General features: G+C 70.5%; 26 protein-coding genes. 13 read left to right on the top strand and 13 right to left on the bottom strand.

Annotated features, from left to right (window positions below; all coding sequences use genetic code 11):
- Positions 1 to 95 precede the first annotated feature (95 nt).
- Positions 96 to 692, top strand: a complete 597-nt coding sequence (locus tag ABD256_RS41100; protein ID WP_344431310.1) for a TetR-like C-terminal domain-containing protein — start codon at positions 96 to 98, stop codon at positions 690 to 692.
- A 22-nt stretch (positions 693 to 714) separates the two neighbouring features.
- Here the strand turns inward: ABD256_RS41100 and ABD256_RS41095 are convergent, their stop codons facing one another.
- From ABD256_RS41095 to ABD256_RS41080, 4 genes are all read right to left on the bottom strand, one after another.
- Positions 715 to 1,533 (bottom strand): hypothetical protein, encoded by an 819-nt coding sequence (locus ABD256_RS41095; protein ID WP_344431308.1) that lies wholly within the window; start codon positions 1,531 to 1,533, stop codon positions 715 to 717.
- 271 nt (positions 1,534 to 1,804) lie between these two features.
- Positions 1,805 to 2,122, bottom strand: coding sequence for an alpha/beta hydrolase fold domain-containing protein (locus ABD256_RS41090; protein WP_344431306.1), 318 nt, complete (start codon positions 2,120 to 2,122; stop codon positions 1,805 to 1,807).
- Positions 2,119 to 2,247, bottom strand: a complete 129-nt coding sequence (locus ABD256_RS41085; RefSeq protein WP_344431304.1) for a hypothetical protein — start codon at positions 2,245 to 2,247, stop codon at positions 2,119 to 2,121. The genes ABD256_RS41090 and ABD256_RS41085 overlap by 4 nt, the downstream gene beginning before the upstream one ends.
- A 49-nt stretch (positions 2,248 to 2,296) precedes the next feature.
- Positions 2,297 to 3,316 (bottom strand): GlxA family transcriptional regulator, encoded by a 1,020-nt coding sequence (locus ABD256_RS41080; RefSeq protein ID WP_344431302.1) that lies wholly within the window; start codon positions 3,314 to 3,316, stop codon positions 2,297 to 2,299.
- 35 nt (positions 3,317 to 3,351) lie between these two features.
- On the opposite strand from ABD256_RS41080, the gene ABD256_RS41075 reads away from it, so the two are divergent.
- The gene (locus ABD256_RS41075; protein WP_344431300.1) at positions 3,352 to 4,194 is read left to right on the top strand and encodes a dienelactone hydrolase family protein; all 843 of its coding nucleotides are present in this window, start codon (positions 3,352 to 3,354) and stop codon (positions 4,192 to 4,194) included.
- A gap of 35 nt (positions 4,195 to 4,229) precedes the next feature.
- On the opposite strand, the gene ABD256_RS41070 is transcribed toward ABD256_RS41075, so the two are convergent.
- Positions 4,230 to 4,649, bottom strand: coding sequence for a BLUF domain-containing protein (locus tag ABD256_RS41070; RefSeq protein ID WP_344431298.1), 420 nt, complete (start codon positions 4,647 to 4,649; stop codon positions 4,230 to 4,232).
- A 349-nt stretch (positions 4,650 to 4,998) separates the two neighbouring features.
- Here ABD256_RS41070 and ABD256_RS41065 point away from each other — a divergent pair, with 349 nt between their 5' ends.
- Positions 4,999 to 5,544, top strand: coding sequence for a DUF4232 domain-containing protein (locus ABD256_RS41065; RefSeq protein WP_344431296.1), 546 nt, complete (start codon positions 4,999 to 5,001; stop codon positions 5,542 to 5,544).
- Positions 5,545 to 5,631: 87 nt separating this feature from the next.
- On the opposite strand, the gene ABD256_RS41060 is transcribed toward ABD256_RS41065, so the two are convergent.
- Complete coding sequence (locus ABD256_RS41060) at positions 5,632 to 6,456, bottom strand: DUF72 domain-containing protein (protein ID WP_344431328.1); 825 nt, start codon at positions 6,454 to 6,456, stop codon at positions 5,632 to 5,634.
- A 282-nt stretch (positions 6,457 to 6,738) separates the two neighbouring features.
- On the opposite strand from ABD256_RS41060, the gene ABD256_RS41055 reads away from it, so the two are divergent.
- From ABD256_RS41055 to ABD256_RS41030, 6 genes are all read left to right on the top strand, one after another.
- A complete protein-coding gene (locus tag ABD256_RS41055; protein WP_344431294.1) occupies positions 6,739 to 7,326 on the top strand; it encodes a dihydrofolate reductase family protein in 588 nt (195 codons plus the stop codon).
- Between the two features lie 77 nt (positions 7,327 to 7,403).
- Entirely contained in the window at positions 7,404 to 7,811 is a 408-nt protein-coding gene (locus ABD256_RS41050) for a nitroreductase/quinone reductase family protein (protein ID WP_344431292.1), read from the top strand.
- A 173-nt stretch (positions 7,812 to 7,984) separates the two neighbouring features.
- Positions 7,985 to 8,956, top strand: coding sequence for a hypothetical protein (locus tag ABD256_RS41045; RefSeq protein WP_344431290.1), 972 nt, complete (start codon positions 7,985 to 7,987; stop codon positions 8,954 to 8,956).
- Entirely contained in the window at positions 8,953 to 10,065 is a 1,113-nt protein-coding gene (locus ABD256_RS41040) for a sensor histidine kinase (RefSeq protein ID WP_344431289.1), read from the top strand. The genes ABD256_RS41045 and ABD256_RS41040 overlap by 4 nt, the downstream gene beginning before the upstream one ends.
- Positions 10,062 to 10,667 carry a response regulator transcription factor gene (locus tag ABD256_RS41035; protein ID WP_344431287.1) on the top strand — a complete coding sequence of 202 codons (606 nt, stop codon included), beginning with the start codon at positions 10,062 to 10,064 and terminating at the stop codon, positions 10,665 to 10,667. Before ABD256_RS41040 ends, ABD256_RS41035 begins: the two co-directional genes overlap by 4 nt.
- Positions 10,668 to 10,983: 316 nt before the next feature.
- A complete protein-coding gene (locus ABD256_RS41030; protein WP_344431286.1) occupies positions 10,984 to 11,217 on the top strand; it encodes a tetratricopeptide repeat protein in 234 nt (77 codons plus the stop codon).
- Positions 11,218 to 11,427: 210 nt separating this feature from the next.
- Here the strand turns inward: ABD256_RS41030 and ABD256_RS41025 are convergent, their stop codons facing one another.
- A complete protein-coding gene (locus ABD256_RS41025) occupies positions 11,428 to 11,586 on the bottom strand; it encodes a hypothetical protein (protein ID WP_344431284.1) in 159 nt (52 codons plus the stop codon).
- Between the two features lie 354 nt (positions 11,587 to 11,940).
- On the bottom strand, positions 11,941 to 12,921 hold the full coding sequence (locus ABD256_RS41020) for a helix-turn-helix transcriptional regulator (RefSeq protein WP_344431282.1): 981 nt from the start codon (positions 12,919 to 12,921) through the stop codon (positions 11,941 to 11,943).
- A gap of 111 nt (positions 12,922 to 13,032) precedes the next feature.
- Between ABD256_RS41020 and ABD256_RS41015 the strand changes: the two genes are divergently transcribed.
- Positions 13,033 to 13,485, top strand: coding sequence for a VOC family protein (locus tag ABD256_RS41015; RefSeq protein ID WP_344431280.1), 453 nt, complete (start codon positions 13,033 to 13,035; stop codon positions 13,483 to 13,485).
- 118 nt (positions 13,486 to 13,603) lie between these two features.
- Here ABD256_RS41015 and ABD256_RS41010 read toward each other — a convergent pair whose 3' ends face one another.
- The 4 genes from ABD256_RS41010 to ABD256_RS40995 form a co-directional block, all read right to left on the bottom strand.
- On the bottom strand, positions 13,604 to 14,548 hold the full coding sequence (locus tag ABD256_RS41010) for a nucleoside hydrolase (RefSeq protein ID WP_344431278.1): 945 nt from the start codon (positions 14,546 to 14,548) through the stop codon (positions 13,604 to 13,606).
- Positions 14,549 to 14,572: 24 nt separating this feature from the next.
- Positions 14,573 to 15,775: an MAB_1171c family putative transporter gene (locus tag ABD256_RS41005; RefSeq protein ID WP_344431276.1), complete on the bottom strand. Its 1,203-nt coding sequence runs from the start codon at positions 15,773 to 15,775 to the stop codon at positions 14,573 to 14,575.
- A gap of 17 nt (positions 15,776 to 15,792) precedes the next feature.
- A complete protein-coding gene (locus ABD256_RS41000; protein ID WP_344431274.1) occupies positions 15,793 to 16,296 on the bottom strand; it encodes a hypothetical protein in 504 nt (167 codons plus the stop codon).
- Positions 16,297 to 16,398: 102 nt separating this feature from the next.
- Positions 16,399 to 16,848, bottom strand: a complete 450-nt coding sequence (locus ABD256_RS40995) for a helix-turn-helix domain-containing protein (RefSeq protein ID WP_344431273.1) — start codon at positions 16,846 to 16,848, stop codon at positions 16,399 to 16,401.
- 453 nt (positions 16,849 to 17,301) lie between these two features.
- Between ABD256_RS40995 and ABD256_RS40990 the strand changes: the two genes are divergently transcribed.
- The 3 genes from ABD256_RS40990 to ABD256_RS40980 all read left to right on the top strand — a co-directional run bounded on the left by ABD256_RS40990 (position 17,302) and on the right by ABD256_RS40980 (position 19,437).
- Entirely contained in the window at positions 17,302 to 18,090 is a 789-nt protein-coding gene (locus tag ABD256_RS40990; protein ID WP_344431271.1) for a S1 family peptidase, read from the top strand.
- Between the two features lie 562 nt (positions 18,091 to 18,652).
- A complete protein-coding gene (locus ABD256_RS40985; RefSeq protein WP_344431268.1) occupies positions 18,653 to 19,006 on the top strand; it encodes a hypothetical protein in 354 nt (117 codons plus the stop codon).
- A 62-nt stretch (positions 19,007 to 19,068) separates the two neighbouring features.
- Positions 19,069 to 19,437 carry a hypothetical protein gene (locus ABD256_RS40980; RefSeq protein WP_344431266.1) on the top strand — a complete coding sequence of 123 codons (369 nt, stop codon included), beginning with the start codon at positions 19,069 to 19,071 and terminating at the stop codon, positions 19,435 to 19,437.
- Between the two features lie 149 nt (positions 19,438 to 19,586).
- Here ABD256_RS40980 and ABD256_RS40975 read toward each other — a convergent pair whose 3' ends face one another.
- On the bottom strand, positions 19,587 to 20,591 hold the full coding sequence (locus tag ABD256_RS40975) for a PI-PLC domain-containing protein (protein ID WP_344431264.1): 1,005 nt from the start codon (positions 20,589 to 20,591) through the stop codon (positions 19,587 to 19,589).
- Between the last annotated feature and the right edge of the window lie 241 nt (positions 20,592 to 20,832).

The raw sequence follows: 20,832 nt of genomic DNA, 5'->3' as shown, positions 1-20,832 counted from the left end.
GGCGAAACGGAACGGAGCCGTCTCGTCTTTCGAATCGAACGCTACGCCCCCACTACGCGAGACGCAACCGTCTCGTCTCGTGGTAGGTTCGCGTCATGACCGGCCCATCCGCGCCCCGCCCCCTCGGCGGGCCAGTGCTCCAGGACTCGGTGACGGCGGCGATCTCGGCCGCCTTCTTCGAGGAACTGGCCGCGGCCGGTTACTCGAAGCTGTCACTGGAAGCGGTCGCCAAGCGGGCCGGTGCGGGCAAGGCGGCCATCTACCGGCGCTGGTCCTCCAAGCTGGAGATGGCCATCGCCCTGATCTCGGACGTCGTCGCGAACACGCCCGAACCGCCCGACAGCGGGACCCTCCGCGGCGACCTGCTCGCGTTCCTCACCGAGGCGGCGGAACTCCTGCGCCACCCGCTGCCCGCGAAGATCATCCCCGATCTCCTCGCCGAGGTCGGCCGCAATCCCGAGCTGGGACAGGCCCTGCTCACCGCCGTCCGAGACCCTCGCCGGGTCAGGGCCACCCACATGCTGGAGCGGTCGATCGAGCGCGGCGAACTGCCGGCCGACCTCGACCTCACCCTGGCGAACGACCTACTGGCCGGCCCCCTCTACTGGCACTTCGCCATCGCCAACACCCCGGCCACACCCGAATACCTCGGCCGTCTCGCGGACAAGCTCCTCGCCGCTTTGAAGGCCTGACAAACCCGCGGCGCCTCCAGGCTCACTCGGGAAGTGCCGCGAGTTCCGTTCGCAGTTTGCGCAGGTCGGGGTGGTCGTCGACGACATAGGTGCCGATGGCGTCCGCGTACAACCGCCGAGCCTGCGGCCATTTCCGCCGTCCGGCGGCGATCCGGGCCGTTCCCTCCAAGCAGACCTGCGCGCAGGACGGGTACGTGCCTGGTTCGGCTTCGACGGCGGCGAACTCGGCCTCAGCCCGGTCGAACTCACCGATCTGCACCAGCGCGGTACCGAGGTCGTGCCGCGCGCACAGGGTCCGTCGCGTCCGCGGCCCGTCGACGCCGATGCGCCCGTGCACGACATCCGTCAAGACCTCGGCCGCTTCGCGGCCACGGCCGAGGCGGGTGAGCACCGCTCCCAGGTATCCGCGGTTCTCCAGCGTCGGCGCTCCGTATTCACCCCACTCGCTCGCGCAGGCGGTGATCACTTCCTCGATGTCCCGGATCGCCTCGTCACCGTGGCCCAGCTCCGCACGCGCCATGGCCCACGCCGAACGAGTGCAGTGCCGCCACCGGCGATGCGCCTCGTCGCCGAGGTCGTAACCCGTCATCGCCGCCCGCAGCGTCGCCTCAGCCGCCACGTACCGGCCGTGGGTGAGCTGAGTCATCCCGAGCGCCCACGCGGTGTGGAACGTGACGACCCACCCCTCGCCGACGTACCGCCGGCACGCGTCGAGTGTCCTGGCCATTCGCGCCTCGGCCTCCGCCGGCGCGGTGAACATCACCGCCACGGCACGTCCTCTGCGGTCGGCGAGGATCTGCGCGCGTCGCCGACGGCTGCACAGGTTGAGCGTCCAGTCCATGTCTCCCCCAGTGATCGTCGACGTCAACCTAGCCGATTTCCTCGCGCCCCCGCCTTTTGCGTCGACCGCACCTGGTGGTGCGGGCCGTCGTCAACCAGTCGTTCCGGGCGGTGCCACCGTCCTACGGGGTGGACATGGCCCTGCTCGCCAGGCACGCGCTCGCCGCCTGCCGCCGCCGTCCGCCGCACCGAAGAACTCCTCCGACACACCGGCCCCCGGAGGTGGAGCCGGTGCCGGATTCCGTCGTCGGAAATCGCTACGGGGGAAGGAGTTACTGGCTCGGCGCGCCGGCCGTGATGCGCCGGACGAGCGCGGGATCGCCGAAAACGGTTACGCCCGCGATGCCGTCCCAGCGAACGTCGAGCACCGCGAGGCCGACCGCGAGCGCCGCACCGCAGGAGTCGCCTGCCACGCCGATCGGACCGGCTCCGCTGTCCAGCAGCCACCGGTAGGCGGCCGTCACGGTGTCGAGCTGCCCGGGGAACACGTGCTCGGGCACGAGACCGTATTCGACGGCGAACGCGCGCACCCCGGCGGTTCGGGCGAGACGGCCGAACATCCGGCGATGTGTGGTCGCCGACCCGGTCACGCAGCCACCACCTCGACAGCAACGCCGTCCGGCTCGGTGCCCAGTTCTTCCCAGGCCGAGCCGTGCTCACCGCGTGCCCGCGCCTCCCACAGCGCGCGGTTGGGGTCCCTCGTCGTTTTGGTCATGACGGATAGACCCCGGACGGGCCGGGAAGGAATCGGTCCCACCGGCCGGTCAGGAGGCCGGTCCGGCGTTTCGCCGGAACAGCGCGCGGTAGTCCCGTGGCCGGTGTCCGGCCAGCCGGGTGAAGACGGCGCTGAAGGTTCCGGGGTCGCGGTAGCCGACGTCGGCGGCGATGCCGGCGACTGTTCTCTCCGTCGTCTCCAGCAGGTGTTTCGCCCTGCGCATCCGCGCCGCGTGCAGGTATCCGAGTGGAGTTTCGCCTGCCTCCGCGCGGAACCGCCGCAGGAGGGTCCTGGTGCTGACGTGGAACGTCGCGGCGAGCAGCCCGAGGTCGTAGCGTTCGCGCATGTTCTGGTCCAGCCAGCGCTGGACGCTTCGGGAGAATTCCTTGCCGGTGGCCGGGAGCAGAGCGGCATCGACATAGGGCGTCTGGCTCGGCCGCGCGTCGTCGACGAGTGCGATGCGCGCGGTGGCGCGGGCGACCCGGCTGCCGTGGTGTTCGCGGATGAGGCCGAGTGCGAAGTCGTACATCGCGCTGAACGCGCCCGTCGTGGTCACCCCGCGGTCGGTGACGACGAGCTTCTCCGGCCGGACTTCAGTGCCCGGGTGGCGGTCCGCCAGCCGGCCCGCGAACAGCCAGGAGGTCGTCGCCCGCCGCCCGTCGAGCACGCCGGCCTCGGCGAGCAGGAACGCGCCGACGCAGATCGAAACCAGTGCGACGCCCGAGTGCGCGCTGGACCTGATGGTTTCGACTTCCGGGCTGAGCGACCCGAGCGTCGCATCGAGGTCGAGTCCGGGAAACAGCTCGAACCCCGGTACGACGAGGACGTCCACCTGCCGCACCGGTACGACCGTCAGTACCGCGCCGCCCGCCGCGACCACTCGGCGCCGCGAAGACTGAATCGAGATTTCGTACGGCCGATCCCCGGTCGCGGCGACATGCGAGGCCATCGTCAGGAGATCGGGCACCCCGAAGACCTCTGACGCGAAACATCCCGGATAGGCGAGCACTCCGACGCGAAGGGGCACCATGGTGGCGAGATTACCCGGTTGTGTGGCGATCTCGCCCATGGCTGGATGCGGTCACCGCGCAGGACGATGGTGCGATGGCGATCAGCGAACCGCGGGCGGACGACGTTCTCGCGGACTTCTCGGCGCGCCTTGTCGACACTGGGGGTGTCAGCAAGACCGTGCACGTCGGCGGGTCCGGCCCGGCAGTGGTGCTGATGCCGGAGATGCCCGGTATCAGCCCGGACGTCGTCCGCTTCGCGCGCTGGATCCGAGAGGCGGGATTCACCGTCTACCTTCCGTCGCTCTTCGGCGTCGACGGCGCTTTCCCCACCGTCGCGGACGGGAAGGAGATCGCCCGCCGTGCCTGCGTCAGCGCCCAGTTCCGGGCCTTCGCCGGTGGTGGTACGAGCCCCGTCGTGGCCTGGCTGCGGGGATTGGCGAGGACGGCGCTGGCCGAGTGCGGCGGGCCGGGCGTCGGCGCGATCGGTCTCTGCTTCACCGGCAACTTCGCGCTCACCATGACACTCGAACCGGCCGTCATCGCCCCTGTGGTCAACCATCCCTCGCTGCCGTTGGACGACCCCGGCGGACTGGAAATCAGCGACGAGGACGCCGCCGCGGTCCGCGCGCGCATCGAACGTGACGGGCTGAAGGTGCTCGCTTACCGCTTCGACGACGACCGGTGGTGCACCGGCCGGCGGTTCGCCGCCTACCAGGCACTCCTCGGTGCCGCTTTCGACGGCCGCGTCCTCCCTGGCGAGACGGCCAACCCCGACCCGCCCCCGTTCTTCCGCGACTTCGTCGCCTCTCCCCACAGCGTCGTCACAGCCCACCTCGTCGACCGGCCAGGACACCCCACAGTGCGCGCCAGAGACGAAATCCTGGCCTTCCTCACCGAGCGGCTCCACCACGACGACACGACCCCCGGACCGCGGTGACACATCGCCGTTCGGCGGCCTTCTTGCCGACCGGATCAGCTGTTCTCGGCCGCGGTGATGAGCTGCTCCGCCTTCGCCCGGTCGGCGAGCAAGTTCCCCGCGCTGACCGGGTACGGTTCGGCGAACACCTCTTGCAGGGCGGGCTGGTCCAGGCGGGCGAACTTCATCGACCACTCGGGAAAGCGTCGCTGCTGGATCGTGCCGCGGTGCAGCACGGTCAGGCCGGTGTGGAGTTCATCGCCCTCGATCCGGGCGTAGGTCTGCTCGACCGCGTTCTGATCGCCTTCCAGTACCTGCACGAACGCGGCCTGGTCCTCGTCGAGGCGCAGGTAGACGAGTAGGCCGGTGACGTCGTCGGCCACGTTGAGTTCCCGGCTGCGGGCCAGCAAGATGCTCACCTCGTCGTCGCTCAGGACGAAGACGGCCGTGCTGGAGTAGGTGAGTGTGTAGGGCACGGAGATTCTCTAGCACATCGCGGAGGCGCGGTCTCGAAGGTGCCCTGGTCAGGGCGCCCCGGCGGGCAGCGCGCCAGGCAGTTCACTCCGCCGATATGACATTCCCCTGCCGATTCGAAACCGGTAGAGGCTAAGCGCAATTGCCCGCCGCATCCCCGTACTGCCCTTTGTGACCGGAAATCGGGCCCTAAAGGGAAAGACGTGATGTGGACGTATTAACTCCACCGAGGTTGCCTTCGTGGGGCGAATCTCATAGCGGTACATGATCCGGGCGTGGAATGGGCATATTCGAAAGCGAGACACCAGTGAGGCGGATCGTCCGCCCGTAAACCGCAGAAAGGGAAAACCGATGACTGCTCGCACGAACGTTCGCCGGATCGCCGCCACCCTGCTCGTCGCCGGAGCGGCGGCGGGCGTCACCGCCGTGGCAACCGGTACCGCCAGCGCCATGCCCACCGACTTCAACTGCACGTCGGGTCAGGTCACCAGCCAGCTCGTCTACGGCGGGGCCGGTGCCGGTGGCCGGGACGCGGCCATCCAGTTCACCGCGAAGCCCGGTGAGACCTGCACGCTGCCCGGCTCGCTGCCCACGGGGCTGGTCGGCGCCCACGACGTGCTGTTGTCCTCCGACGCCGCCCCCGACGCACCGTCGGTGCAGATCAGTGACGGGTCGTCGGCCTACATCCCGGTGCACTGGAGCGCGACCGGCTCGCCGGGAGAGCAGGAGACTCCGCTGGCGATCACGGTCACCGCGCCCCAGGAAACCAGCCCGCGCGGGGACACCAGCGACCCGCTGATCACGCTGCCCTGGAACCTCGGTGAGGTCAACGCGACCCCCGAGAGCCACACCATCCACACCGGGGCGATGACCGCCGGTACCGCGCCGACGGTCTGACCCGGCGCCGCGATTCCCGGGGGCGGAGCCGTACGGCTCCGCCCCGTATCGGGGCCGCGGGGCGGGTGCCGGAACGCGGAGGGGTGCTCAGAACAGGGTCGCGGGCTCGATCGGTTCCGGCTCGGGCAGCGCGTCGAGGCCGGGCACCAGCGCTCGCACCTCGTCGTGGAAGCGGCGGGCGAGCGCCGGCGCATCGTTGTTGTCGGGGGTGTGCAGGAAAACCGTCGGCGACCGGCCCTCGCGCAGCCAGTCCGCGACGACCGCGGTCCACGGCCGCCACCCTTCGACCGTCTCCTCGACGGAGTCCCGGCCCAGGTAGCGGACGATCGGCTGGTCGGTCAGCGCGTGCGTCCGCCGCGGCAGCCGCGGTTTCTTGGCCCAGGCGTCCTGTTCGGCCTCGCTGGTCGGTGGGCTCTGGAAGAAGACGGTGGTGTCGAACGGCACCCATTCGGCGTCTGAGCCGGCGAGCGCCCTCTCCAGCAGCGAGGTAGAGCCGGGGTCGGTGAAGAAGGCGGGGTGGCGCACCTCCACGGCACGCCTGCGGTTGGCGGGGAGCCTGCGCAGGAAGCGGCCGAGGGCATCGACGTCCGAGGGGCCGAACGAGCCGGGTAGCTGGGTCCACAGGACCGCCCGTTCGCCGAGGGGTTCCAGCGCGTCCAGGAATGCCCGCATCTCGGTCTCGACACCGGCGAACCGGCGCTCGTGCGTGACGATCTTGGGCAGCTTGAGCACGAACCGGAAGCCGGGATCGGTCTGCCGCGCCCAAGCCGCGACGGTGTTCCGTGCGGGTGTCGCGTAGAAGGTGGTGTTGCCCTCGACCGCGTTGCACCAGCCGGCGTAGGCCCGCAGGCGCTCGCCGGCGGGCAGCGACTGCGGCAGGAACCGCCCGGGCCACGCCTTGTGGTTCCACATCGCGCAACCGGCATGGAGACGTGCCACTTCCGTCAGCTCCCCTCGATCGTGCGCGAGAATTCTACCCTGGCAACGGTTTCCGCTGACGGCCCCGGAAACGCGATGCGGGCGATGATAATTGTCATCGTCCACTGTGGAGCTCTGTGCCTATCGGCTGCCTGCGGGACCGAGCAGGATTTCCGCCAAGACAGCAGTGCTCATCAGCCCGCGACCGGCCGGGGTGCTGGGTGCTGGACATCGCGGACGGGGATTTCCCGTCGGCCACGGTCAGGAGATCCGGACATGGGAAAGATCGTTGTTTGCACCATGGTCAGCCTCGACGGTTACGTCGAAGGCCCTGGCGGCGACATCATGGCGATGCCGATGGACGAAGCCTTCGCCCGCCACAACATCGACCGGGCGCGGAGTGCGAGCTCGTTCCTGTTCGGAGCGACGACCTACCGCGGCGCGCTCACCTACTGGCCCGCCCAGCACGGCAACCCGGACGCCCATCCGCTCGACCACTACATCGCCAAGCGGTACGCCGACGGCATCCCCATCACCGTCGTCTCGGACACGCTGACCGCGGCCGAGACGGGACCGTGGCGCGACCAGACCACGATCGTCCGGCGTGCGGACAGCCACGAGGCGGTCGCCAAGCTCCGCGCGCGGGACGGTGACGCCCTGATGTTCGGCAGCCTGGCGCTCTGGACCGACCTGATGGCCAACGGGCTGGTCGACGAGCTCCACCTGATGATCGGCCCCAAGACCGTCGCGGGGGACCGCCGCGTCTTCACCGGGGTGCCCGAGACCGCCCTGCGCCTCGTCGGCGTACGGACCTGGGGCGGCTCGGACAACGTGGTGCTCAGCTACGCGACGAACCAGGGATAGCACCCGGTACCGGAAAGGACCTTCGTGATGGCTGTCGCCGATGACCTCGACCGCGCCACCGACACCACCCACCCCGAATGGGACTGGGTCGCCGAGCAGACTCGCGAGTACCTGGCCACGGGGGGGGCGCCGAGGGACACGAGTGGAACGGCATCCACACGCTCGTCCTGGCGACGACCGGGCGCAGGTCCGGTATTCCGCGCCGCACCTGCCTGATCTACGGCACCGATGGCGAGGACTTCGTCGTCGTCGCCTCCAAAGGCGGTGCCGACGCGGATCCGGAGTGGTTCAAGAACCTGCGGGCGGACCCGGGCGCCGGGGTGCAGGTCGGCGCCCGCCGGTTCACCGCTCGCGCCAGGGTCGCGTCCCCGGCCGAACGCGCGCCCCTCTGGGCGAAGATGGCACGCATCTTCCCGCTGTACGACGACTACGTGCGGAAGACCGGCCGCGAGATCCCGGTCGTGCTGCTCACCCCACAGGACTGACCCGGTTCGGCGAGGTGGCCGATGACAGTTGTCATCGGCCACTGTGGAGTTGTGTGCCTACCGGCGGGCGGCGGGGATCGCGCATGCTCGCCCGCATGACGGCAGTGCTCACCGATCCGCGATCTGCCGGGCTACCGTATGCCCACCAGCAGCCGCGGAGCGGGGGAGTGGGTGTGGCCGTGCTGTCGCCTTCGGACCGGATGACCCGGCTCATCCCGTTCTCCCCGATCGCGGCCACGCTCGTCATCGTCGCCGTGCAGTGGACCTTCACCTTCACGGCCGACGTCGATCCGGTGCTGCCCGCCCTCCTCCTCGCCGGCTTCCTGCCGCCCCACCTGCACCACCTGTGGGCGGCGGCGCACGCGCGGCCACCCCGTGCGGGCAGGTGGACGCTGGCCGCGATGGCGCTGACCTACGGGGTGGGCGTGGCCGTGGTGGGCCCGCAGTGGTACCTGACCGGGGCCCAGCTCCTGGCGTCCGTCCTGATCGTGCTGCGGCCACCGTGGTCGGTCCTCGCCGCGGCGGTGCTCGTGGCCGGGGCCGTGTGGCTGTATGTGGTGTTCGAGCCGGGCGGCAGGCCGGGATGGTTCACGATCGCACTGGTCGACCGCGCCGGGGCGACGCTCGTGCTCGCCTGGTTCGCCGGCGCGCTCGGCCAGCTCCGGGCGGCGCGCGCGGAGGCCGCGGCGCAGGCCGTGCTGCGGGAGCGGCTCCGCATCGACGACGACCTGACCGGCACCGTCGGCGCCGAGCTGCGCGCCATCGCCGCGAGGGCCGCCGCGCTGCGCCACGCGGATCCCGGCACGGCGGAACGGGAGCTGCGCGCCCTCGTCGACGGTTCGCGCCGCACGCTCGCCGCGGCCCGCCGGATGATCCGCGGCTACCAGCGGGTGCCGCTGCGCGCGGAGCTGGACGCGGCCGTCGCGCTGCTCGGGGCGGCCGGTATCCCGGCCACGCTGGCGCTGCCGCGCGGCGAGCTGACCTCCGACGAGCTGGCCGGTGCGCTGCGGTCGGCGGTGGACCGGCTGCTGCACGACGACTCGGTGCGCGCCGCGGCGATCACCGTGACCAGGGACGGTGACCGGCTCCGGCTCACCGTGACCGCGAACGGCACGCCACTTCTCGCGGCCGAGGTGGCGGCGTGAACCTCGACTACCCGCACTGGATCGTGCGCCGGGCACCGTGGTTCCTCCTCGCGATCCACCTGCCGATCCTGGTGCTGGGACCGGTGACCGTGCTCAGCGGTGACGACGACACGCCGTCGGCCGGGATCGTCGTACTCGCGGTGTCGAGCGGGGCGCTGCTCACGTTCCTGCATCTGCGGCACGTGTTCGCCGCCGCGCAGGGCCGGCGTCCCGCGGGCTGGCCCATAACGCTGACCGCGCAGGCGCTGGTGGCCGTCGTGCCGATCATCTGGCTGTTCGAGTACTGGACGGCGCCGATGCTCAGCCTTGGCGCCGCCGCGATGGCGCTGCTGCCGACACGGTGGGGTCGGGCACTGGCGTTCACGGTGCTGATGGTGGCGTTCCTGGTCATCGAATGGGCGGCCGTCCGCACCCTGGGCCCCACCGAACAGATCGTCAACTACGTCTACACCGTGGGTATCTCGGCGGTGTTCATGCTCGCCCTGTACGGCACCGTGCGGCTGATCCGGTTGCTGAACGAACTGCACGAGACCAGGACGGAGCTGGCGCGGTCGGCCGTGGCACGGGAACGGGTCCGGCTCTCCCGCGACCTGCACGACCTGCTCGGCCAGAGCCTGTCGGCGATCTCGCTGAAGGGCGACCTCGCGGTGCGGCTCCTGCCCATCGACACGGCCGCCGCGCACGCCGAGATCGCCGGGGTGGCGCAGGCGGCCCGCGCCGCGCTGCACGACATGAACGCCGTCACCCGCGGCGAGCACGCGGTGGTGCTCGGCGACGAGGTCACCGCGGCGGCCGCGCTGCTGGCCGCGGCGGGTGTGCACACCGAGGTGATCGGCACCGCGACCCCGCATCCGGTGCTGGCGTGGGCGGTCCGCGAAGGCACCACGAACCTGCTTCGGCACAGCGACGCCACCCGGTGCGTGCTCGCACTCGGGCCGGGTTCGGTGGAGATGACCAACGACGGGGTCCGGTCGCCGCGATCGCCGGACGGCAGCGGCATCACCGGGCTGCGCGCGCGGGCGGCGGCCGTGGGCGGCACGGTGTCGGTCACCGCCGGAGACGACGAGTTCGTACTGCGGGTGACCGTGCCCGCCGAGGGGGAGACATGATCAAGGTCCTGGTCGCCGAGGACATGCACCTGATCCGGGGCGCGCTGGTGGCGCTGCTGTCGCTGGAGCAGGACATGTCCGTGGTCGCCGAGCTCGACCGCGGCGACGAGATCGTGCCGACGGCGATCGTCAGGAGGCCCGACGTCGCGGTCGTGGACATCGACCTGCCCGGCATGGACGGCCTGACCGCCGCGGCCGCGCTGCACGGTGCCGTGCCGGAGTGCCGCACCCTGGTGCTGACCGGGCTGAGCCAGCCGGGCCTGCTCCTGCGGGCGCTGCAGGCACACGTGCGCGGGTTCATCGTGAAGGACGCGCCGGCGGAAGCGCTCGCCGAGGGCGTGCGCAGGGTGCACGCGGGGGAGCGGGTCATCGACCCGGACCTGATCGCCGCCGCGCTGGAGACCGGCACCTCGCCCCTCACCCCCAGGGAAGCCGATGTGCTGCGCGAGGCGGAGAACGGCCTGCCGACGGACCAGATCGCCACCCGCCTGTCCCTCTCCGGCGCGACGGTTCGCAACTACCTGTCGAACGCGATCAGCAAGGTGGGCGCCCACAACCGCATCGACGCCGCCCGGATCGCCCGCAACGCGGGCTGGCTGTGAGCACGGGGAACTCCTCCGCTGAACCTGGCGGGCCTTGGGCTGTCCGTGGCGATGCCGCCTCCGCGCCAAGGCAGGGTTTCGAGTCCTGCCTTGGCGGTGGTGACCGTGGTGCCGGGCGGTTCGAGCGCCCGGCACCACGGTCGGTCTCAGCTCAGCACTTCTTCTTGGAGCCGTGGTTGTTGAGGTAGGCGTCGGAGAACCAGCCTTCGTGGTTCGTAGCGCAGAGTCGTTGTCGTCCGGCCCGAGGTGTTGTCCTTGTTCGAATGCCGGTGATTGCAGCTCATGGTCTGGACCTGCTCGGTCTGCGTGCCAGCCGGTGCGGCCGTGGCCACCCCGCCTGCGCTACCTCGACCAGGCCCTCGAAGTGAACCGGGTCGCCGGAAACCGATGGGGTGAGGCATGGACCCTCGCCAGCCGCGGAAAGGCGTTGTGCGACCGCGGCCAGCTCGACGCCGCCCGCGCCCACTGGCGCGAAGCACTGGCGATATTCGACCAGCTCGGCGATCCCCGCTCCGCCGAAATCCGCTCCTATCTCAACCATGCTCCCTGATGCGGCGTGCCGGACGGCTCGCCCCTCACCAGCAACTCCTCCGCCGCGGTCAGCAGGGCGTGAACGACGCCGGGTCCGATGAGTGCCGGACCCGATCCTGGCTGGCCCGCTACGCCCGCGGCTTCGTCCTTTGTGGACTCCGCATCGCGATGAACCCCTCGGTCGAGTCGTTTCGACTGGTTGGCGGAGTTCCTTGCGTTGCGGCGGGATTCAGAGCTCCAGAACGAACTCCGCCCCGCATTCGGCAGCGCACGGCGTCGGCGTGCCGCACTTCAGGCAATGGCCTTCGCTGGACCGATGCTGCGCGAGCGTCGCTACCGCGCGCTCGCGGTAGCGGTTCAGCTCGGCGTCCCAATTGACTTCGAACATCCCGCGAACGGGAACCCCAGCAGTCATCCTCATCACGACCTTCAGCGTGCTCCGGTGACCGCGCCCGGCGGAGCCGGGCGCTTCCTGATTCCGTTGTGGTGTGCCGCGGCGCACGTCCTGTCTTCTCCGTCACACCCTACGCCGCTTTACCCGATCAGCCGGGATTTCGGTAATTCGGACCACGCGGAGTGCCCGATCGGTACACGGCGCGCTCCTCCGCCCAGCCGTTCCCCTCGGTGACCAGCGCGGGTATGCGCCGTGCTCACCGCCGTCCATCCGCTCTCCGACGCCCCCGGCCGCCCTCGCCACCGTCGAGCACGGCCACACCGCGGGCAAGGTCGTCATGAAGGTGACCTATCCGGTTCCCGCGGCGCGGCCGGCGCGGCGGGACAGATCGGCGAACGCCGCACGCAGCTCCGGCGGGGCGATCACCTCGATCTCGGTGTCGAAGCGGGCCAGCGCCGCGGCGAGGGCGGCCCAGGACCAGGAGCCGGTCGTCAGCCTGGTCCGGGCGGTGCCGAGTTCCTCGGCGACGCCGTCGCCCGCGAACGGGGCCACCTCCGCGACGGGCAGGTCGAGGAGCACCTCGCCGCGGCAGGGCCAGACATCCGTGCTCGCGGAGCCCTTGAACCGGGCCGACAGGAAGACGGCCACGTCGCCGCCCGGCACTTCGCGGGGCGGGAACCGCGGTCCGTTCGGGACACGCGGTGTCATCCGGTCGGCGCGGTAGATCCGCCAGTCTTCGCGCCCGGGATCCCAGCCGACCAGGTACCAGCGCCCGCTCCGGACCACGAGGTGGTGCGGCTGCACCCGGCGCGGCTCGGTGTCCTCGGGACGCCCCGGCGAACGGTAGTCGAACCGCAGTTCCTCCCCGGCGCGGACGGCGGCGCTCAGCGCGAGCAGGACATCGGTGCCGACCTGGGGATCGGCGGTGCGCCCTGCCGCGCTGATTTCCAGTGCGTCGACGCGCTGGCGCAGCCGGGACGGCAGGACCTGGCGCACGGTGGCCAGCGCCCGCACGGCCGCCTCCTCGATGCCCGCGCCCGTCCCGGCGGCGATCCGCAGCGCCACCGCGAGCGCGACCGCCTGCTCCTCGTCGAACAGCAACGGCGGCAGCCGGCTGCCCGCTTCGAGGCGGTAGCCGCCGTCGGGTCCCTTGACCGCCTGGACCGGATAACCCAGCTCGCGCAGCCGGTCGACGTCGCGGCGCACGGTCCGATCGCTGACGCCGAGCCGCCGGGCGAGCAGCCCGCCCGGCCAGTCCCGGCGGGCCTGCAGCAGGGACAGCAGCGAGAGCAGCCTGCCGGAGGTCGTCGTCGAGGAAGCGAGTGGCATGTCCGCAGACTGCCATGAATAGCGGACGTTCCCTGGCCGCGACTGGTGAAATCGTGGCGTTCGCCGCCGGAAGCCCCCGGTGGCGAACCGCTCGTGAAGGACCGGAAACCCATGTCGCTCAACGCTGTCGCCCACCTGAACTTCCGCGGCCAGGCCCGCGAAGCCCTCGAGTTCTACCAGTCGGTGTTCGGCGGGCAGCTCACCATCGCCACCTACGCCGACTTCGGGATGCCCGCCGAACTGCCCGGTGCCGCGAACGTCGTGTTCGGCCAGGTCACCGCCGACAACGGCTTCCGCGTGATGGCCTACGACGTGCCGGGCAAGGACGCTCCTGCCGCGCCGGGCACGCCGACCACGCGCCGCGAAAACGGCACCACGATCACCGAAGAGCCGTTCTTCCTCTCCGTCCACGGCGAGAGCGTCGACGAGGTCACCCCGGTGTGGGCGGGCCTCGCCAAGGGCGCGACCGTGATCGAGCCGCTCGGCCCCGCCCAGTGGGCGCCCGCCTTCGGGATGCTCGCCGACCGCTTCGGCGTCACCTGGATCGTCGACGTCGCGGCCTGACCTTCTTCCGTTGGGGTGTGGCCGCCCCCGGTGCCGACCGCATCGACGACCGCATCGACGACCGCATCGACGAAATCGTGCCGCCGGGAACCGATCTCGGCGAATCCGGAAGCGGTGCTCAGTAACGCGGCTGAACGGAGTCGGTGCCGGCGGGGGAGCCGCTCAGCGCTTCGAGCAACCGAGCCCTGAATCGGTCGACATCGGCCGCGCGAACGATTGTCGCGGGGCGCCGGTCGCCGGTGACGGCCGTGGTTTCGCCGCGGCGGTCGCCGTCGAGTGCGACCACCACCGGTGAGACGTGGTGGTCGGTGGTGACCTGCCGGTCGAGCAGCACGGCGGCCGCGAGAGCGTCGTGCATTCTCAGCTGTGGCCCCTTTTTGCCGCTGGCCGCCAGCAGCCCGAGTGCGGCGGCCGCCTTCATCCGGCGCTGCGGCGCCGCCGAAACGAGTGCGCGCAACCAGGATCGCGTGGCGATCGCGGTCCGCGTGACGTCGAGCGGAACGACCGTGAGGGAGAACCCGGCGGCGAACACCTCGTCGGCGGCCTCCGGGTCGTGGTGGACGTTGGCCTCCGCGTGCTCGGTGATGTTGCCGCCGTCGAAGCTCCCGCCCATGACGACGACCCTGCGGAGCAGCCGCGGCAGCTCCGGGGCGAGGCGGAGCGCGTTCGCGATGTTGGTCAGCGGGCCGAGCGTGAGCAGGTCCAGTGCGCCGGCGTGTTCCTCGGCGAGCGTCACGATCTGATCTGCGGCCGGGCTCGTCGCGGGCGTGCGGCGGCGGGGCCTGCCGATGGCGCGGCGGAGCAGATCGTTCGGGTGGGCGAGGTGCAGCGGCTGGTCGAGCGGTGTGGACGCGCCGAGGGCGACCGGTGTCGTGTAGTCGCCGAGCAGTTCGAGCAGGCGGGCCGAGTTCGCCGCGGCCGCGGCCGCGGCCACGTTCCCGTGCACGGAGCTGATGCCGGCCAGCTTGACCTGTGGCGATCGCGCGAGCAACACGATGGCGAGCGCGTCGTCGAGGCCGCCGTCGGTGTCGACGATGAGCGGGGCCGGGCGATGATCAGGCATGGGTGTGGTGTCTCCGTAGGTCGCTTACCGGAATGAGCCGACGATCGGCGAGGTGTCGAGCGCGACGGCGACCAGTTCGAGCCAGGCCGTTTCGGCGTCGATGTCGGGCGCCGAGTGCGCGGGCGGTGGCGGCGGGGTGTCGGTCGGTCGCGTGGCGTCGGTGTGGTTGCGCAGTGCGGCGATGATCGCGCACGCCTCGACCACGGCAGCCCGTCCTTCGCCTGCGAGGCGTTCCCGGTCGGCGGCCGCGGCGGCCCGGTCGAGCACGGTCGCACTCCGGTACGGCGCGAGCAGCAGCAGCCCGTCGAGGATCTCGACCACGCGGTGGGAGAGGTGTTCGTGCAGGTTGCGGGTTCGCGGCTGGTCCTCGTGCCGGACGATCTCCGGGAACGCGCCGGTGAGCTGGCGCCAGAGCGGTTCGAGGCGGCGGTACGCGCGCCCGTGCCGGTTTCGCCGTCGAGCGCGCGCGATGCTGGTCGCGGCCGCGGCCAGCGCGAATCCGAGGATGGCGATCGCCGCGGCGATCGCCGGTGTCCCGATCGCGATGAAGCAGGCGGGGTCGTTGAACGCGGACGTGCACACGCCCGTCGGCCCGCCCGCGCCTTCGCGTGCTCCGGTGACCACGTTGTGCCCGACGATGACCAGGGTCGCGACGTTGTGGGCCACCCCGACGAGGGAACCGAGGGAGAACAGGAACAGGGCGACCCGGAACAGCGGGCCGGCCGCCCGCCCGAGCTGGAAGAACTGCGCGGTTAGGGAAAGGAGCGTGCCGCCGAAGTAGAGCGCGTACGCCGTGGTGTAGAGGACGAGCAGCGGGTCGATCGCGTAGAGCCCGTCGAAGGACCCGGTCAGCACCGCGGGGTGCGGCGCGGCGAAGGTGGCGATCATGACGACCAGCGCGACGACGAGCAGCACGGCGCGGGGCTTGGTCTTCGCCGACGCGATGTCGGCGGGGTAGCGGGTGTGCAGGACCAGCGCGGCCGCGCCGAACATCGCGACCAGCGTGCTGCTGTTCCCGACGAGTTTGAACAGGTCCGGCACGAACCGGTTCACCCATGCCTGGGACGGCGGCGCCATCGCGGCGAAGGTGACCGCCATGCCGGACACCAGGAGCACGCTCGCGCGGACCGCCGGTTTGTTGGCGGCGGTGGCCAGCCGCCGCACCCGGATGACGGTGACGACACCGAGCCCGATAGCGAGCGCGTAGGACATGAGCGCGGCCGACAAGGATTCCTGCGTTCGGTTCAGCCGAAGACGGCTTCGACTTCACGAGCCAGCGAACTGGTCCCGCGGACGGCCGGGCGGTCACGGGCGATCCGCGCCAGGATGAGCCGCGCGGTCAGCTCCGCCTCCTGCTCCTCGCCGGGCAGGTTCACGCGGTCGAGCAGGTGGGCGAAGGCGGCCGGGGCAAGATCGGGCGCACGCCGCTGCGCCTCTTCCTCGGACAGGACGCACCGGCCGCGGTGTTCGGCGATCATGTGCGCGACCTCGTGCAGGATGATCGCGTCCTGGTGCACGGACGTCGTGTTCGCGCAGAAGGCGATGACGTCGTGGTCGTGACGGGCGCGCCACGCGCCCGAGCTTTCGCCCGGCGCCCACTGCACCGCGCAGAGGTCGATCGGCCTGCCGCGGTGCCGTTCGAGCCGGTCGATGAAGTCGTTGATGTCCCAGGGATCGGGCAGGCCGATCGACCTGATGAGGCCACGCACGCGCCGGTGGCACTGGCGGCGCAGCTCGGCGGACTCCACGTCTCGTGTCCTTTCCGGCCGTCCGTCAGCCCCGGGAAAGCTCAGCCGCGGACACCACGGAGCGGCGACGACGAGCAACCCCTTCCTCCGGAGATCATACTGTCACGCGCCTTCGTCCGAGGCCGGTTTCCGGCGGCGCCTGGTCGCGCGCGGCTGGGCCTCGTACGACTCCAGCGAGTCGAGCAGGCTGGTGACGGTCCGGCGGTCGCGGGGTTCGAGCGACATGATCCGCTCGGCGGTGGCCAGTGCCTCGCCGTCGCGCCACTGCGTGATCGCGCGGAGCTGCGCGTTGATCTCCTCGGTGACCGCGTCGTCGGCGAAGTATCCGATCGGGACACCGAAGAAGTCCGCGAGCGCCTGCACCGCGTTGATCCCGGGGTTCTCGCGCTTGCCGGTCGCGAGCTGGTTGATGTACGTGCTGCTCATGGTGGTCCCGCCACGGGCCTCGATGCCCGCCGCGATCTCCCGGTAGCTGTAGGGCGGCCGGTCCGGCGGGTGCACGGTCTCGATGAGGTGCCACAGCAGCGCGGCGAAGGACTTGGGTTCGCTCATGGCCACGGCTCCCGGGACGGTGTCAACAACAGCACCAGGATTTCATATCACGCGTCCGCGATAGTTGACACTCCCGTTGCCTGTGTTTACAGTTGCGCCCGAACCCGTTAGCTGTTGTTCACGGCTGGTCGGAAGTCCTCAAGTAGATGAGTCCTTCGGTGGCGGCACGCCACCCGTGCGTCCCGCTGGGCCTGGGGGCCAGCGGGACGCACGCGAAGGAGAGCGACGGCAGCCCGCGCGGCAAGGGCGTTGTGCCGCCCGCGATTGCATCGAGCCCGTGATTGTCGTGGCGAGCCCACGCGGCGACACCGTTGATTCGGCGACAGTTCGAGGAAATCCCCGCGGCTGCCGAACGGCCGGTCCCGGAGGCACCCGATTCAGCGAGTTCGTCATGCTTCCCCGCCCGTTAGAATTCCTTGTACCGCTCAGGGAAAGTGACGGGGAGAACTTCCAGTGTCGACAGGTGGGTCCCGGCGCCGGTTCGCCGGTGTCGCGGTGATCGTCGTAGCACTCGCGTTGGTGACGCCGGTGCCCGCGCTCGCGATCGTCGGAGGTGAGGAAGTCCCCGTCGGGTCGTACCCGTCCGCGGTGTACCTGAGCAACGGGTCGGAACTCCCGATGTGCGGTGGCGTGCTCGTCGGGCCGGGTGCCGTCTTGACCGCGGCGCACTGCACTTTCGATACCGCTCAGGCGGAACTGCGGGTGGTGGCCCACCGCCAGCACCCCGCCGGCCGGGACGGTGCGACGCGATCGGTGGCGCGCATCTGGCGGCACCCCGCCTACCACCCGTACGACGGCGGCCCTTCGTCAGGGAACAACGACATCGCGGTACTGACGCTCGATCGCGCGTTGCCCTACCCGGCGGCGAAACTCGCCGGCGACGCCGACCGTGACCACTACCGGCCCGGTGCGATGGCGACGGTGCTGGGCTGGGGCAGGCTGGCCGACGGCGGAGCCCGGTCGGACACCCTGCGCGGGGCCGCGATACCGGTCACGGACGACCGGAGCTGCGCGGCGACCTATCCGAGCTTCAAGCCCGGTCTCGTGGTCTGCGCGGGGGATCCGCGCGGTGGCAAGGATGCCTGCCTCGGCGACTCCGGTGGTCCGCTCGTGGCCGGGAACGTCGTGATCGGAATCGTCGCGGCGGGCATCGGCTGCGGGCAACCCGGCACTCCGGGGTCGTACACCAGGGTGTCCGGGTACCTGGCCGATATCACCGCGCACAGCGGGAGCGACGCTTGACCGAGCTGCCGCGTGCCTGCCCACTATGACGAGCAGGATGACCGGCAGCGCGCCGAACGGTATGCCCGGTTCCGCATTCCCTCTCAGGGTGTTCCCGAGAAACCCGATGAACAGGGCGATCGAGATCGGTGCCTGCAGTTTTCCTCATTTTCGTAGCGCGCAGGTGCGATGAGCGGCCTTGCCGGGGCAGTCGAAGCCGGGGTGCTTCCGTCTCCCTCTTGACGCGGAGGCAACGCACCAGTAGCTTGCGTACGTCGTTAGTTATTTTCGAACGTCACACTGGGGAAAGCTTGAGTATGCACATGTACTGGGGAAGCTCGTTCACGTTCTAGTCGACGAGTAGTTCGCACGCGCCTGCGGTGGTCGCCGAGTTCGGGCGAACCGCCGCCGTATTCCGTAGCCGCGACGCGGGAAATCCGGGTCGCGGCATGACCGGAACCGGCCTGTGCGCAATGCATCCGCGTTTGTTTTCGCGCGTCGTCAAAACCCGCTCGCGATCGGGCGGGTATTCGCTGGACCGGGCCGGACGGCTCGGCTGCCCGAAAACCAAGGAGTCGAAACGATGGCATCCGTCATCAGCAAGCGAGCTTGTGCCATAGCGCTCTTCGCGGCGTCCGCCAGCGCGCTGGTCGCACCCGGCGCGGCGGCCGCCGCCACGCCATCGGTGAACGCCGCGCCCGCGGTGAACCCGATCCACGCCAGCGTCAACTGCAACCCGCCGCCGCCGTCGCCCGCACCCGAACTCGTGTGGGAAGGGAACTGCTGGAACGGCACGGAAGGGTCGCCCGCGGGCGAGTCGTGCACCAGGACCGGGAGCCAGGGGCAGACCGAGCACTTCTGGAAGGCGTGGCGCTGCGAAGGCGAACTCCGGAACGACAACCGCTTCTACTACTTCCTCTTCGTCGACAGGTACTAGCCGCCACCGGCCAAGAACCGTCCCCCGCCGTATTCCGGCGAGCACACCCATCAGGAGACACCGTGAAGAAACTCATCCCCGCAGCCGCTCTCGCGATCGGGGCCGCCACCGCGCTCGTTCCCGGCGTCGCGCAGGCATCTCCCGCGGACCACGAAGGCTGCAACCAGATGACCTGCATCCAGGTCAAGGGAAACGCCGGTAACTACCAGGTCTTCGGCTTCCTCGTGGACACCGGCAGCGGCTTCGGCCACTACCACATCTGGGGCCCGAACCTCGAATACAACGGCCCCGACCAGCGCTGGAGCGGTGGCCGTGGTGCTGGCTCGCCCATCCAGTACGGCTACGGCGCCGGGCAGGTCTGCTCGGAGTTCTGGATCAACGACAACGGCACCTACCGGCCGACGGGACGCGCCTGCGGCGACGTGAGCTGACCATCCGGGCCCGGCCGCACCCCTCGGCCGGTCGAATGGCCCGCAGGGAGCCTGATCGGCTCCCTGCGGGCCATTCGGCGAAGTCCACTATGGACAAAAACGTCGAGCACCGCCCGGCCGCTACCGGGGCGGTAGCGGCCGGGTGGTGCTCAGGAGAACAGCCGGTCGGCGCCGGTCGCCATGCGGTGGGTCGGGCTGTGCCCGCTCACCCAGTCCTTGACGAGTGCGATGGCCTTGGCGCATTCGGGGGTGTCGGCGTAGTCCTTCGCCCCGGTGTTGTCGGCGTAGCCCGCGATGATGCCGTCCACTCCCGCGGTGCCGAGCAGCTTGTCCACATAGGACTTGTCCTTGTGGGTGGTGGTCCAGGCGAACGTCGAACCCAGTTTGCCCGCGCCGCGCTCGGCGGCGCCGTGCTTGAGTTCGGTGCAGGTGTTGTAGGTGGCCTCGGTGCAGTCGCCGAAGCCCTTCGCGATGTCGGTGTCCCCGTAGTCCATCGCGCGCTGGTGATCGCGGATCCCGCCCTTGCCGTGGTCGCGGAAGGTGTCCTCGACGGTCTTCACCGTGCCGGTCACCGAGACCCCTTCGAGCGGTCCGAGTGTGCCGAGGAGGCTTTGCCAGCCGCGTCCGCCCAGCTCACCGGGGTGGTAGCCGTAGAAGCCGTACAGCACCTGGATGCCGGAGTCGACCAGTTTCTGCGCCTTGTCGTGCAGTCCCGCCACGCTGCACCCTCGGCTCGGCTGCTCGCCGCAGTAGTCGGGGTCCTTGATGTCCAGCCACACCATGCGGAGCTTGTGGTCGGGGCCGGACTGCTGGATGGCGCGCTCGATCCAGTCGTCCACGTTCGGGCCTTCGCGCGTCCCGCCCTTGTCGGGGCAGTCGTGGTGCACCCGCCATTCGTTCGGGTTCCACCACGAGCACACGTCGACCTCGATGGCGTTCGCCCCGTGCTTGACCGCCGCGTTGATCCCCTCCAGGGTGTCCACGCGGTGCGCGATCGCGTACACCGGCCGCTGCCCCGCCGCTTCCAGCGCGCCGCGAGGCGTCCGCGGCGACGCGGTGTCGTCGGCGGAGGCGTTCAGGACGCCGCCAAGAACCGCGATCCCGGTCAACCCCGCGACCGCCCCGATGGCCAGCACTCTGCGCAGAACCTTCATGCGAACACTCCGAATCCGTCGAGTGAATCGGTCGCCGTGGCAACCGTGGTTTCGGTACCAGTGACGTGCGATCGCGGGACCGGTTCTGGCGGTCCACCGACTTTGCCCGGATGGCAGTCGAATACTTGTCCGTAAATACCGGAACCGGGTGTCAGGAGCAGGTGGCGGGGTCGGCGATGACGAGGGGGTCGGTGTCGGCGCGGTGGGTGAAGGGGGTGGTGTCCTGCACGGTGAGTGCGCC

This window comes from Amycolatopsis minnesotensis (assembly GCF_039529815.1).
GTDB classification, from domain to species: domain Bacteria; phylum Actinomycetota; class Actinomycetes; order Mycobacteriales; family Pseudonocardiaceae; genus Amycolatopsis; species Amycolatopsis minnesotensis.
The sequence above is the reverse complement of the archived record's forward strand: the minus strand, read 5'-3'. Positions and strand labels throughout refer to the sequence as shown.

Bases quoted from the DNA above. Each gene is read 5' to 3' on its own strand.
- ABD256_RS41100 (WP_344431310.1), top strand. From the start codon at position 96: ATGACCGGCCCATCCGCGCCCCGCCCCCTCGGCGGGCCAGTGCTCCAG.
- ABD256_RS41095 (WP_344431308.1), bottom strand. From the start codon at position 1,533: ATGGACTGGACGCTCAACCTGTGCAGCCGTCGGCGACGCGCGCAGATC.
- ABD256_RS41085 (WP_344431304.1), bottom strand. From the start codon at position 2,247: ATGACCAAAACGACGAGGGACCCCAACCGCGCGCTGTGGGAGGCGCGG.
- ABD256_RS41080 (WP_344431302.1), bottom strand. From the start codon at position 3,316: ATGGGCGAGATCGCCACACAACCGGGTAATCTCGCCACCATGGTGCCC.
- ABD256_RS41075 (WP_344431300.1), top strand. From the start codon at position 3,352: ATGGCGATCAGCGAACCGCGGGCGGACGACGTTCTCGCGGACTTCTCG.
- ABD256_RS41065 (WP_344431296.1), top strand. From the start codon at position 4,999: ATGACTGCTCGCACGAACGTTCGCCGGATCGCCGCCACCCTGCTCGTC.
- ABD256_RS41060 (WP_344431328.1), bottom strand. From the start codon at position 6,456: ATGTGGAACCACAAGGCGTGGCCCGGGCGGTTCCTGCCGCAGTCGCTG.
- ABD256_RS41055 (WP_344431294.1), top strand. From the start codon at position 6,739: ATGGGAAAGATCGTTGTTTGCACCATGGTCAGCCTCGACGGTTACGTC.
- ABD256_RS41050 (WP_344431292.1), top strand. From the start codon at position 7,404: ATGGGACTGGGTCGCCGAGCAGACTCGCGAGTACCTGGCCACGGGGGG.
- ABD256_RS41035 (WP_344431287.1), top strand. From the start codon at position 10,062: ATGATCAAGGTCCTGGTCGCCGAGGACATGCACCTGATCCGGGGCGCG.
- ABD256_RS41025 (WP_344431284.1), bottom strand. From the start codon at position 11,586: ATGTTCGAAGTCAATTGGGACGCCGAGCTGAACCGCTACCGCGAGCGC.
- ABD256_RS41020 (WP_344431282.1), bottom strand. From the start codon at position 12,921: ATGCCACTCGCTTCCTCGACGACGACCTCCGGCAGGCTGCTCTCGCTG.
- ABD256_RS41015 (WP_344431280.1), top strand. From the start codon at position 13,033: ATGTCGCTCAACGCTGTCGCCCACCTGAACTTCCGCGGCCAGGCCCGC.
- ABD256_RS41010 (WP_344431278.1), bottom strand. From the start codon at position 14,548: ATGCCTGATCATCGCCCGGCCCCGCTCATCGTCGACACCGACGGCGGC.
- ABD256_RS40995 (WP_344431273.1), bottom strand. From the start codon at position 16,848: ATGAGCGAACCCAAGTCCTTCGCCGCGCTGCTGTGGCACCTCATCGAG.
- ABD256_RS40985 (WP_344431268.1), top strand. From the start codon at position 18,653: ATGGCATCCGTCATCAGCAAGCGAGCTTGTGCCATAGCGCTCTTCGCG.
- ABD256_RS40975 (WP_344431264.1), bottom strand. From the start codon at position 20,591: ATGAAGGTTCTGCGCAGAGTGCTGGCCATCGGGGCGGTCGCGGGGTTG.